Source organism: Streptomyces sp. NPDC051664, assembly GCF_044453545.1.
Lineage (GTDB): Bacteria > Actinomycetota > Actinomycetes > Streptomycetales > Streptomycetaceae > Streptomyces.
Window position 1 is genome coordinate 73,529 of sequence record NZ_JBITCU010000011.1, and the last position, 12,035, is coordinate 85,563.

The 12,035-nt window shown below is 68.7% G+C and carries 12 protein-coding genes; 7 read left to right on the forward strand and 5 right to left on the reverse strand.

All coding sequences use genetic code 11. The features are described from left to right. Positions 1 to 196: 196 nt before the first annotated feature. Both ACIA8E_RS21480 and ACIA8E_RS21485 read right to left on the reverse strand, forming a co-directional pair. On the reverse strand, positions 197 to 1,312 hold the full coding sequence (locus ACIA8E_RS21480; RefSeq protein ID WP_399300540.1) for a pentapeptide repeat-containing protein: 1,116 nt from the start codon (positions 1,310 to 1,312) through the stop codon (positions 197 to 199). 281 nt (positions 1,313 to 1,593) lie between these two features. Further along, the gene (locus ACIA8E_RS21485; protein WP_399300543.1) at positions 1,594 to 2,019 is read right to left on the reverse strand and encodes a secondary thiamine-phosphate synthase enzyme YjbQ; all 426 of its coding nucleotides are present in this window, start codon (positions 2,017 to 2,019) and stop codon (positions 1,594 to 1,596) included. Between the two features lie 92 nt (positions 2,020 to 2,111). On the opposite strand from ACIA8E_RS21485, the gene ACIA8E_RS21490 reads away from it, so the two are divergent. The 6 genes from ACIA8E_RS21490 (at position 2,112) to ACIA8E_RS21515 (ending at position 7,517) form a co-directional block, all read left to right on the forward strand. Further along, positions 2,112 to 2,195 carry a putative leader peptide gene (locus ACIA8E_RS21490; RefSeq protein ID WP_311307964.1) on the forward strand — a complete coding sequence of 28 codons (84 nt, stop codon included), beginning with the start codon at positions 2,112 to 2,114 and terminating at the stop codon, positions 2,193 to 2,195. A 209-nt stretch (positions 2,196 to 2,404) separates the two neighbouring features. Beyond that, positions 2,405 to 3,289: an ABC transporter permease gene (locus ACIA8E_RS21495; protein WP_399300546.1), complete on the forward strand. Its 885-nt coding sequence runs from the start codon at positions 2,405 to 2,407 to the stop codon at positions 3,287 to 3,289. Next, positions 3,262 to 4,020 (forward strand): ABC transporter ATP-binding protein, encoded by a 759-nt coding sequence (locus tag ACIA8E_RS21500; protein WP_399300548.1) that lies wholly within the window; start codon positions 3,262 to 3,264, stop codon positions 4,018 to 4,020. Before ACIA8E_RS21495 ends, ACIA8E_RS21500 begins: the two co-directional genes overlap by 28 nt. 61 nt (positions 4,021 to 4,081) lie before the next feature. Beyond that, complete coding sequence (locus tag ACIA8E_RS21505) at positions 4,082 to 5,110, forward strand: ABC transporter substrate-binding protein (RefSeq protein WP_399300550.1); 1,029 nt, start codon at positions 4,082 to 4,084, stop codon at positions 5,108 to 5,110. Beyond that, positions 5,107 to 6,315, forward strand: coding sequence for an LLM class flavin-dependent oxidoreductase (locus ACIA8E_RS21510; RefSeq protein WP_399300553.1), 1,209 nt, complete (start codon positions 5,107 to 5,109; stop codon positions 6,313 to 6,315). The genes ACIA8E_RS21505 and ACIA8E_RS21510 overlap by 4 nt, the downstream gene beginning before the upstream one ends. 38 nt (positions 6,316 to 6,353) lie before the next feature. Further along, a complete protein-coding gene (locus ACIA8E_RS21515; protein ID WP_399300556.1) occupies positions 6,354 to 7,517 on the forward strand; it encodes an NAD(P)-binding domain-containing protein in 1,164 nt (387 codons plus the stop codon). Positions 7,518 to 7,550: 33 nt separating this feature from the next. Here the strand turns inward: ACIA8E_RS21515 and mltG are convergent, their stop codons facing one another. The 3 genes from mltG to ACIA8E_RS21530 form a co-directional block, all read right to left on the reverse strand. Next, entirely contained in the window at positions 7,551 to 8,402 is an 852-nt protein-coding gene (gene mltG, locus ACIA8E_RS21520) for an endolytic transglycosylase MltG (protein ID WP_399300559.1), read from the reverse strand. A 355-nt stretch (positions 8,403 to 8,757) separates the two neighbouring features. Then, entirely contained in the window at positions 8,758 to 9,366 is a 609-nt protein-coding gene (locus ACIA8E_RS21525) for a hypothetical protein (RefSeq protein WP_399300562.1), read from the reverse strand. A 68-nt stretch (positions 9,367 to 9,434) separates the two neighbouring features. After that, positions 9,435 to 11,240 (reverse strand): ABC transporter ATP-binding protein, encoded by a 1,806-nt coding sequence (locus ACIA8E_RS21530; protein ID WP_399300565.1) that lies wholly within the window; start codon positions 11,238 to 11,240, stop codon positions 9,435 to 9,437. A 117-nt stretch (positions 11,241 to 11,357) separates the two neighbouring features. On the opposite strand from ACIA8E_RS21530, the gene ACIA8E_RS21535 reads away from it, so the two are divergent. Beyond that, the gene (locus ACIA8E_RS21535) at positions 11,358 to 11,801 is read left to right on the forward strand and encodes a MarR family winged helix-turn-helix transcriptional regulator (RefSeq protein ID WP_399300568.1); all 444 of its coding nucleotides are present in this window, start codon (positions 11,358 to 11,360) and stop codon (positions 11,799 to 11,801) included. The last annotated feature ends 234 nt before the right edge of the window (positions 11,802 to 12,035 follow it).

The window sequence follows — 12,035 nt, forward strand, 5'->3', positions numbered from 1 at the left end:
GCAAGGTGAAGGCCCCCAACTGGCCTACTTCTTCGACGGCCCGGTGATGTGTCGCCACGGTCGGCGGGGCCTGGCGATGCCGTCGGGTCGTTCGGAGTTCGAGCGGGACAAGGCGGCGTGGAGGCTGCTCGCGGATGAGCTCGGGCGCAGCGGACCATCGGTATTGAGCCACCGGAGCTGGTGCGGCTAACCTCGTTCAAATCGCCGGGGTACTCTCGCCTGCTGGCGGCGACTCGTCGTCGTTGGCCCGCGCTGCTTCACATTCGGCCATGCGCGCCTTGACCTCGGGGTGCTGAGCAAGTTCTTCCGGTAGGCGTGTAGCGCGCCCCAAGTCCGCCATCACCAACTGCTCAACACGCAGCCCCTCTGTATAAGACAAATCTGCGCCATCCAGCCGAGTTCCGTCCAAGGTGGCCCCCTTGAACTTCGCGAATCTCAGGCGTGCGCCTTGAAGGTCGGCACTGTGCAAGTAGGCCCCCCTGAGGTCCGCCCCATCCAGGGACGCGTCTCGGAGATCTGCATCGATAAGCATCGCTCCTTCGAGCCACGCATCAGCAAGGTTCGCCGCGCGAAGATCCGCGCCAAACAGGTTCGCTTTGACGAGTCGCGCACCGCTCAGCTGAATGCCGCGCAATTCGGACCGGCCAAGGTTCAGTTGGCTTCGATCGCCATGGCGGAAGTGCCGAGCGAGAACGGTCGCTGCGGCTTGAAGGTCTTCTGGCGGTCGCACCGTTGGCATCCAACCCTCCACGTCGACCAAGAATCCAGCCCGCAACAGGGTCCTGCTCTTGTTTTGCGATACTCCCAGCGCTATCTCCGCCTCCGGCTGATCCACGCCTCCTCCCTCGGTAGTGTGGCCTCGGACGAAGGCCGCAATAACATCCTGGATCGCCTCTCGGTCGCCCTCAGAGTCGCGGATGATGCGCTCCAGCGCGTAGATCGCGCCCAAGCGCTCTGTCAGGTTCTTGCAAGCCAGTAGCTTGATCGCTTCAACATAACGGTCGGTGACTTGCCCTTCGCGGGTGAGCGCGGCTTGTTCGCGGTCCTTCGCGACCGTGTGTTGATGGCTGCGGTGCGTGTACACCAGTCCCGCTGCAGTGAGGCCGCCGGCGACGATGGCGACGAGCATGGTGCGGAATCCGGTGACAATGATCCCGGCTGAGGACACCAGCTCGCCACTCTTGTCGCGAAGGTGATTGCCTTCGACCCACCAGGGCCCCCAGATAAGGAGCACAATGAAGGCGGCTATACCGGTTGCTGCGACGGCCCCGTGCCACCAGGGCCGACGCTTGTTGGTTCGCTCGTCGCTCATGCACGGCATGATGTCCGGCCATGACGTGCGGCATGCGGTGAATGGTGTTGTCCAGAGGGAGAGTTGAGGTTACTCCTAGTCGCAGCCGACTCCGTCGCCGTCCACGTCGTGCCAAGGACCAAGACTCATGAGCAGGTCGGGCCCCGCCGCTTCACGTGACGGGGCCGAAGTTGCCGACCGACTCGCATAGCCCGGTTCCCAAGCTGGTCTACGGCCTCGAAACCGGTCCACAGCTCAGTTGGTGCGGCCGTGTTTGCCCACTACAGTGCAGCGTAAGCGACTCACCCACCGAAGAAGCTCAACCGAACGTGACGGTTGGCGTTGTCCACGTTGGTATCGACCAGGCACACCGACTGCCAGGTACCCAGTTCCAGCCGTCCGCCGATCACCGGCAAAGTGGCGTGCGGTGCGATGAGTGCCGGCAGTACGTGGTCGCGACCGTGGCCGGGGCTGCCGTGGCGGTGTTGGTAGCGGTCGTCCGCGGGCAGCAGTGCATGGAGGGTGGCGAGGAGGTCGTCGTCGCTGCCTGCGCCGGTTTCCAGGATGGCGATTCCGGCGGTTGCGTGGGGCACGAAAATATTGAGGAGGCCGTCCCGGCCGACGGCGGCGCGGGTGAGGAACCGCTCGCAGTCGTCCGTCAGGTCGGTGACCGTCTCGGTGTCACCGGTCGTAAGGTGCAGAACGCTGGTCGTGAAGGCATCGGGCATGCCCCCATCTTCTCGCTCGTGGCGCAAGATGGTGCGTCCACGTGCCGAGACGGCATTGACCGGTTCCCAGGTGCGTCGCTACGTTCGGCGACATGTTCCGTTCAGCTCTGCTCACTTCGCGCGGTCACATCGACCTGCTGCGGGTGGCCTCTGCCGCGTGTTGTCGCGGTTGCTGACGTTCCTTCAGCACGTATTCCGCAGGTGAACAAGGGGTCTTTCGGCCCGCACCTGGCTTGCGCACCCCTCTGTTGCCGTAGGCGCCCCGTCGTACGCCATCTCGCCCTGCCCCTGTCGTAGCTCCCGTGCCGTAGCGGGTCCGCCGTCGGGGTGTCGGGCTGTTCGAGGCGTGCGCTCTCCCCGTCCGTGGACTGCTCGTGGAGCTTTCATGACCCTTGGCCATGCCCTCGCCCCGCCCGATATATCAGAGGAAATCGATAAATCCGGTCCCTGTACGGCAGTCGAACTCGAGCCCGTCGTGCCGGAGTCCGCCCGCGGCTCACGGCTGCGGTCCGTACCCCGCCCGCTGCGGCGAGCCATCGGTCCGGTGCTGCTTCTCGCGCTGTGGCAGGTGCTCAGTGCGACGGGTGTCCTGCATCCCGATGTGCTCGCCTCGCCCGGAACCATCGCCCGGGCCGGATCGGATCTGATCGCCGACGGGACCCTGCCGTCCGCAATGGGGATCTCGCTCCAGCGGGTTGCCGCGGGCCTGGTCCTCGGTGGCATCGTCGGGACCGCGCTGGCGTTGGTGTCCGGGCTGTCCCGGCTCGGCGAGGATCTCGTGGATGCGACCGTGCAGATGCTGCGGACCGTCCCCTGGGTGGGGCTGATCCCGCTGTTCATCATCTGGCTGGGGATCGGTGAGGCACCGAAGGTGGCGCTGATCGCGCTCGGCGTGGCCTTCCATCTCTACCTCAATGTGTACGCCGGCATCCGGGGCGTCGACGAGCAACTCATCGAAGCGGGACAGTCGTTGGGGCTCGGGCGCTGGGGGCTCATCCGGCATGTGGTGCTGCCGGGCGCCCTGCCCGGGGCCATGACAGGGCTGCGCTATTCGCTCGCCACAGCCTGGCTGGCGCTGGTCTTCGGCGAGTCCGTCAACGCCGACGCCGGGATCGGCTTCCTGATGAACCAGGCCCGGGAGTTCTTCCGGACCGACGTCATCGTCGTCTGCCTGGTCGTCTACGCATTCCTCGGCCTCACCGCCGATGTCATCGTCCGGATACTCGAAAGGCTGCTGCTGCAATGGCGACCGACCTTCACGGGCCAGTGAGCGCCCGGCCCTACGACACCGCCGTGCGGGTGGAGGGACTGACCCGTTCCTTCGACGGGCGGGCCGTCGTCGACGGGCTCGATCTCACCCTGCACGCCGGGGAGTTCACCGCACTGCTGGGACGCAGCGGCTGCGGGAAGTCCACTCTGCTGCGGGTGCTGGCCGGGCTCGACCGCGACATCACGGGCACGGTGCTGGTGCCCAAGCGACGGGCTGTCGCCTTCCAGGCGCCTCGTCTCATGCCGTGGAAGCGGGTCTGGCGCAATGTGCTGCTCGGGTTGCCGGACAAGCCCGAACGGGCGGTGGCCGAGCGGGCGTTGGAGGAGGTCGGGCTCGGTGAGCGAGCCGGGGCTTGGCCCAAGACACTCTCAGGTGGTGAGGCGCAGCGGGCTTCACTGGCGCGGGCCCTGGTGCGCGAACCCGATCTGCTGCTGCTCGACGAGCCTTTCGGTGCGCTCGACGCGCTGACCCGGATCAAGGCTCAGCAACTGGTCGCCGAGCTCTGGCAGCGGCGCGGCTGCGCGGTGCTGCTCGTCACACATGACGTGGACGAGGCACTGCTGCTCGCCGACCGTGCGCTGGTGATGCGGGACGGCGCCATCGCGTACGGGACGCCCGTTGATCTGGACCGGCCGCGCACCGTGGGCAGTCCTGAGTTCGCCGCGCTGCGCTCCCGGCTGCTGACCGAGCTGGGTGTCGCGGAGGAAGCCGCTCCGGCCGAGGCCGCCTGACCAGCCGACCCCTGACCAGCACATCTTCCCTATACGTTCGACCTTCGGAAAGAGGCATGCCATGAGACGCCGTACCCTGCCCGCTCTGCTTCTGCCGCTCGCCCTGCTGCTCACCGCCTGCGGTGGTGCCTCGTCCGCGTCCACCACGGACAGCACCGACGGCCAGGGTGGCGTCACGCTCAACGTCGGTGACCAGAAGGGAGGTTACGAGGCGATCCTGCGGGCCTCGGGAGAGCTCGACCACCTCGACTACCGGATCAAATGGTCGACCTTCACCTCCGGGCCGCCACTTCTGGAGGCGGTGAACGCCAAGGCCGTGGACATCGGCGGTGTCGGCAACACACCGCCGGTCTTCGCCGCCGGTTCCGATTCGAAGATCGTGGTGGTGGGCGCTTCCCATGGATCGTCGGCGGGCGAGGCGATCGTGGTGCCGAAGGGCTCCGGGCTGAAGACGCCCGCGCAGCTGAAGGGCAAGTCCATTGCGGTGGCGCAGGGAAGCTCCGCCCACTACCAGCTCGTTGCCTCGCTGAAGAAGGCGGGGCTCAGCCTCTCGGACGTAAAGCTGAACTTCCTGCAGCCGGCCGATGCGCTGGCCGCGTTCAGCCGGGGCAAGGTCGACGCCTGGGCGATCTGGGATCCGTACACCTCGCAGATCCTGCGCAGTGGGCAGGCGCGGGTGCTGACCACGGGTGAGGGGATCGTCAACGGCCTGAGCTTCCAGGTCGCCTCTCCCGCGGCCCTGAAGGACACCAGGAAGTCCAGGGCGATCGGCGATCTGCTGGTCCGACTGGAGCGGGCACAGAGCTGGGTGTTCAGACATCCGGAGGCGTGGGCGAAGGTCTGGGCGAAGGAGACCGGGCTGCCGTATGCCGTCGCTCTGGACGCCGCGAAGCGCAGCTACGGGACGCGGGTGCCCGTTGCCGTCGACCCGGCGGCGATCGCGTCCGAGCAGGCGATCGCCGACACCTTCGCCGATCTGAAGCTCATTCCGCGCCGGTTCACCTTCAAGGACTACGTCGACACCCGGTTCAACCGCGATCTGCCCGCGTCCTCGGCAGCCCCCCGCTCGTACGGAAAGGCCACGTCATGAACGTTCATCTGCACTGGTTCCTCCCCACAGGCGGTGACGGCCGCACGCTCGTCGACCGCCACGCGTACACCGACGGCGGGATCAAGCGGGACCGGATCACTCCGGTGAGCGGGGTCCGGGCGCCCGATATCGAGTATCTGGCACAGATCGCCAAGGCGGCCGAGCAGCTGGGCTTCGAGGCGGTGCTGACGCCGACCGGCACCTGGTGCGAAGACGCCTGGCTGACGACGGTGGCGCTGGCGCAGCACACCGAGCGGCTGAAGTTCCTGGTGGCGTTCCGGCCGGGGGTGATCTCGCCGGTGCTCGCGGCGCAGATGGCCGCGACGTATCAGCGGATCACCCGGGGCCGGCTGCTGCTCAATGTGGTGACGGGCGGCGACTCGACCGAGCAGCGACGGTTCGGTGACCATCTGGACCACGACCGGCGTTACGCGCGGACCGCCGAGTTCCTTTCGGTGGTCCGGGGTGTGTGGAGCGGGCAGCCGTACGACTTCGACGGTGAGCACTATCAGGTGGAGGGCGGACTGACGGCGCTGCCGCCGGACCCGCTGCCGGAGATCTTCTTCGGCGGGTCGTCGGCGGCGGCCGGGCCCGTGGCCGCCGCACACGCCGATGTGTATCTGACCTGGGGCGAGCCGCCGGCCGATGTGAAGCAGAAGATCGACTGGATCCGCGGGCTCGCGGAGCAGCAGGGTCGCGATGTCCGGTTCGGGATCCGGCTGCACACCATCTCGCGCGACTCGGCGAAGGAGGCGTGGGCGACGGCGGACCGACTGCTCGGCGATCTCGATCCGGAGACGGTCGCCGCTGCGCAGCAGGCGCTGGGGCGGAGTGAGTCGGTGGGACAGCAGCGGATGCTGGCCCTGCATGGCGGCTCGCGCGACAAGCTGGAGATCTCGCCGAACCTGTGGGCGGGTGTCGGTCTGGTGCGGGGCGGCGCGGGCACGGCGCTGGTCGGCAGTCACTCGGATGTCGCGGACCGGATCGAGGAGTATCACGCACTGGGTGTGGAGCACTTCGTGCTCTCCGGCTACCCGCATCTGGAGGAGGCCTACTGGTTCGGTGAGGGGGTCACGCCGGAGCTGGCGGCGCGCGAACTGCTGTCCACCGTTCCGGCCTCGCCGCTGCTGGGGGTGCCTGCCGTGAACGGGCGCCCGGCGTCCGCGCCGGGCGGGGCGCCGCTGCTGATCGCCGGGGGTCGCTGACCGGGAAGATCCCGGACGCCCGCATAGTTGGTAGAAGCGTGAACAACTCTGGGGCCGGCGAAGCGCGCGAAGTGGATGTGGTCGTGATCGGCGCCGGACAGGCAGGTCTGTCCGGCGCCTATCATCTGCGGCGCGTCGGCCTCGAGCCGGACCGCGACTTCGTCGTGCTCGACCACGCACCCCGGCCGGGCGGCGCATGGCAGTTCCGGTGGCCGTCACTGACCTACGGCAAGGTCCACGGGATGCACGCGCTGCCCGGCATGGAACTGACCGGCGCCGATGACAGCCGGGCCTCGTCGGAGGTGATCGGTGAGTACTTCGACGCCTACGAGCGCACCTTCGGTCTGCGGGTTCACCGGCCCGTCGAGGTGAGCGCCGTGCGCGAGGGCGACGGCGGGCGGTTGTCGGTCGAGACCTCCGAGGGTACGTACGCCACCCGCGCCCTGATCAATGCCACGGGCACCTGGGACCGGCCGTTCTGGCCGCGCTACCCGGGCCAGGACACCTTCCGGGGCCGCCAGCTGCACACCGCGAACTACCCGGGTCCGCAGGAGTTCGCCGGGCAGCGGGTGATCGTGGTCGGCGGCGGGGCTTCCGGAACGCAGCATCTGATGGAGATCGCCGAGGTGGCGGCGGAGACCTTCTGGGTGACACGCCGGCCGCCGGTCTTCCGGGAGGGGCCGTTCGGCGAGGATCAGGGGCGGGCCGCCGTGGCCATGGTGGAGGAGCGCGTACGGCGGGGGCTGCCGCCGCAGAGTGTGGTGAGTGTGACCGGACTGCCGCTCACCGACGCCGTCCGGCGGGCCCGCGCGGAGGGAGTGCTCGACCGGCTGCCGATGTTCGACCGGATCACTCCGACCGGAGTGACCTGGGACGACGGCCGGTCGGTGGAGGCCGATGTCATCCTCTGGGCGACCGGGTTCCGCGCCGCCATCGACCATCTCGCACCGTTGAGGCTGCGCGAGCCGGGCGGCGGTATCCGAGTCGAGGGCACGCAGGCCGTACGGGACGCGCGCATCCATCTCGTCGGGTACGGACCCTCCGCGAGCACCATCGGGGCCAACCGGGCGGGGCGGGCGGCGGTGCACGCGATCACCCGTCTGCTCAAGGCCCCCGAGGACGGGACGACTACGGACAGGACAGCCGCAGACAGGGCTGTGGAGCATGGCGGCGAACCCGCCGTCACGCTGGTGCGACACTGACCCGCGTGCCGCCGCGGGGATCTGGGACGCCGTTCAACTGCCGCTCGCCTGAAGCCGGTTGCGGTTGAATTCCTGGACGTTCCGCTGGTGCTCGGCATAGCTGTCGGTGAACCGGGTGTCCCCGGGCGCGACCGTCACGAAGTACAGCCAACTGCCTGGCGTGGGTGTGATCGCCGCTTCCATCGCCTGATCCCCCGGGTTACCGATGGGTGTGGGCGGCAGGCCCTTGTGCTCGTAGCTGTTGTACGCACTGTCGATCTTGGTGTCGTCGGCGGTGGTGTCCAGGGTGCTGCGTTTCAGCGCGTAGTTGAGCATGGAGTCCATCTGGAGCGGCATGCCCCTGGCCAGCCGGTTGTAAATGACACGGGACACCTTGCCCATGTCGGCCGTGGTGCCCGCCTCGGCCTGCACGATGCTGGCGATCGTCACGGCCTGATGGGCGGATACGTGATTGCGCCTGGCCCCTGCGGCGATCTGGTCCGCGCCGAATCGTTGCCGTGCCGTGTCGACCATGTACGTCAGCAGGCTCGACGGAGTGGTGCCGGAGGTGACGGGGTACGTCGCCGGGAACAGATAGCCCTCGGGGTTGCCCTTCACCTCGGGCGGCAGTGCGAGGTCCGCCTTGCCGACGGCCTTCCTGGTCGTGCCCGGCGGCACATCGAGGGACCTGTCCACCGCCGCGTACACCTGGGAGGCCCGCCGGCCCTCGGGGATGACGAGGCTGCGTGGCGGCGGGCCGAACATCCCCTCCCTGGCCAGCACCAGCACGAGGACGGCTGCCGCGATACCGAGGACGAGGACGACGCCTGCGAGCAGCGCCGGACGTCCACGTCGGGTCGGCCGGGTCCAGTGGTGGCGCCGGGTGTCCGGGGACTCGTTCACCATGCGGGCACCGTATCCGGGCGCCGACGCCCCGGCGTGGACGACACGGCCCCCGCATGGCGCGACAGAACACACGAACAGGGGATCGGATGTTCGCTGGAACGTGTGATCGTATGCCCATTCGTAGCTCAACTCCCCTGCGGCATCACATGATTACAGGGCGCAAACGACGAGCTGCAGACCGCGACTGCGCAGTCCCACATATGCACCATGTACGAGGAGAAACACCGAATGAACCTCATCACCAGCCTGCTCGCCGGCATCGTCCACTTCGTGGGTTGGCTCGTCTGACCATTGCTCCACCGGCGCCGTCGCTCCCCGTCCCACGGGGGCGGCGGCGCCGTCGTGTTACCCGGCGTCAGTCCCGGCGCCCCGGTCCTGCGAAAGCAGGCAGCGCGGCGAAGTCGGATGCCACGCCGACCGCTTCCGCGAGCGCGCCGAGGGTGCGGCGGACCCGGGTCAGGGGGTGATCGGGGAACTCCGCGTCCCACCGTTCATGGTCGGCCGCATGGAACGGCAGTCCGCCCTGGACGTCGGGGGCATAAGGGTGCGGCCTGAAGTACTGCTCCACACCGACCTTTGCGAGCACCACCGCTTCCCGCATCCCCGTCATGCCGTGCTCGGCCGCCTGAATCTTCACCACGGTGCTGCACCCGGCACGCGGCACGGTGAAACTGCCGATGAACGCCTGCCCGTTCGGCCGGCCGGGCAGCGGCAGCTTGAGTATCTGACGCAGCGCGGGCAGCCCGCCCAGGGTCTTCACCGAGGCCTCGATCAGCCCGCCGCCCGCCTGTGCTGTGTAGTGGGTGAGGGTGTGGCGCAGCGTCGGGCCGTCGTCGAGCCCGGCCGGCAGATCCGGCGGCAGTTCGAAGAGGTGCACCGACAGCACATCGCCGTCGTCGTTCGCCCATGTGTCGTTGTCCACGGGCCGGTATCCGGGGAGTTCCACCCCGATCAGAGCTCTCATGGGCGGGGATCATGCCGTACGGAGAACCGGCCCCGCAGCCCTGGGTGGAGTGCGTCCGGAACTCCCGATCAGCTTGCTACGGGGGCGAGTTGAGTGTCCCGGCGGAGGAGCGCCGCATAGCGGCCGTCCAGCTGGAGCAATTCCTCGTGGCTCCCGCGCTCGGCGGTCCGGCCGCCGTCCAGGACGACGATCTGGTCCGCGTCGCGCACGGTGGAGAGGCGGTGCGCGATCGTGATGGTGGTGCGCCCGGCGGACAGTGCGTCGATCGCCTCCTGCACGGCGAACTCGGTGCGGGTGTCGAGGGCGCTGGTCGCCTCGTCGAGAACGAGGACGGGCGGGTCGCGCAGAATCGTGCGGGCGATGGCCAGGCGCTGCTTCTCGCCGCCCGAGAAGCGGTAGCCGCGCTCGCCGACGAGGGTGTCGTAGCCGTCGGGCAGCGAGGCGATGTGGTCGTGGATCTGTGCCGCGCGGGCGGCTGCCTCGATCTCGGCGTCGGTCGCGTCCGGCTTGGCGAAGCGCAGGTTCTCGGCGACCGAGGCGTGGAAGAGGTATGTCTCCTGGGAGACCACGCCGACGGCCCGGGCGAGCGTGTCGAAGTCCAGATCGCGTACATCGACGCCGTCGAGCGTGACCCGGCCGCCGGTGACGTCGTAGAGCCGCGGCACCAGGTAGCTGAGCGTGGACTTGCCGGAGCCGGTGGGGCCGACGACGGCGAGGCTGCCGCCGGCCGGCACGGCGACATCGACACCGCTGAGGGTCGGGCCGCTCTTCTCGTCGTAGCTGAAGTCGACGTCCTCGAAGCGGATCTCGCCGCGGATCTTCTCCAGCCGGACGGGATTCTCGGGCTCGGTGATGTCCACCCTGAGGTCGAGGTACTCGAAGATCCGCTGGAAGAGCGCGAGGGATGTCTGCATCTGCACTCCGGTGGAGAGCAGGCTCACGGCGGGCCGGAAGAGGCCCTGCTGGAGCGAGACGAAGGCGACGAGCGTGCCGATGGAGACGGCGGGGCCGCCGGACTGCAGGGCGAGGCCCGCGGCCCAGTAGATGACGGCGGGCATGGCGGCCATGACGATGCCGATCGTCGACATCCGCCACCGCCCGGCCATGCTTGAGCGCACTTCGAGGTCGACCAGGCGCTCGGACTCCTCGGCGAAGCCCTTGGTGAGGGAGTCCGCCCGGCCCATGGTCCGGCCGAGCAGGATGCCGCTGACGGAGAGGGACTCGGTGACCGTCGCCGCCATGGCGGCCATCTGCTTCTGGCGCTGGGTGGTGATCTTCTTGCGCTCCCGGCCGACCCGGCGGCTGATCCAGACGAAGACCGGCAGCAGTGCCAGCGAGACCAGGGTGAGCCGCCAGTCCAGCGCCAGCATCGCGACGACGGTGGCGATGACCGCCGTGAGGTTGGAGACCAGGGAGGTGGCGGTGGAGGTGACGGTCGCCTGCATCCCGCCGATGTCGTTGGCGATGCGGGACTGTACCTCGCCCGTACGGGTCCGGGTGAAGAAGGCGAGGGGCATCCGCTGCAGCTGGGCGTAGACCGCCGTGCGCAGGTCGTGCATGACTCGCTGGCCGACCGTGGTCGAGATCAGCGTCTGCAGGACGCCGAAGACGCTGTTCATCACGGCGGTGAGGATCATGCCGAGGGCGAGCAGCGACAGCAGTCCCGTACGACCCTGGGGGATGGCGGTGTCGAGAATCTCGCGCAGCAGGAACGGTGAGGCCACCGAGACCAGTGACGAGGCGCCGACGAGCAGTCCGACCAGCGCGAGCCGGCCGCGGTACGGGTGGAAGAGGCGGAGGATCCGGCGCAGCTCGGCCGGCGGCTGCGTGCCGTCCCTGGGCGGGGGCGTCCACGTGGGTTCGTCGGGTTTCATGGGCTCCTTCGACAGACGTGACAGAGGGAGACGGCTGCGGGCAGCAGTCAAACTTTTGAGAGCATAGCTCATTGTTACCTATACTCACAATGAACGGAGTCCTGATACTGTTCCCGCATGGACTCCCCCGACTCCGACGGCCTGCTGGCCGAGCAGCTACTGCGGCTGACCCGTCGGCTGCACCGCATCCAGAGCCGCCAACTGGAGCCGATAGGCATCACCCCGGCCCAGTTCCGGCTGCTGCGCACGGTCGCCCACTACGACGGACCGCCCCGGATGGCGGATCTCGCGCAGCGCCTGGATGTCGTGCCGCGCGCCGTGACGAGCCTGGTCGATGCGCTGGAGGCGAGCGGCCGGGTGCGCCGCACTCCGGATCCGGACAGCCGCCGGGTGGTCCGGATCGAGCTCACCGACGAGGGCCGCGCCACGCTCCGGTCGCTGCGCGACGCGCGCCGGGCGGCCGCAGAGGAGATCCTGGCTCCGTTGTCAGCCGATCAGCGCGAGGTGCTGGGCGGACTGCTGTCCGCTCTCGTCGCCGGAATGCCGGAGCGCCGCTGCTAACCAAGGGCTGTCCCGTGGTCCCCCGTGGATCAGCGCGCGGCGTCGGATGCGGTGCATGGCAAGTCGGAGGGACGTCCGCATACTGGATGTATCCGGGTGTTCCGACGACGCGGCGAGGCGCCGTGGCTGTTGTCGCGCGCCCGCCAGGGATTTCGGAACAGCCCTTAGCCGCACCGATGGCCGCGGGCCTACCGATATCCGCGAGCCGTACCGATCGTCGCACCGATCATGGAC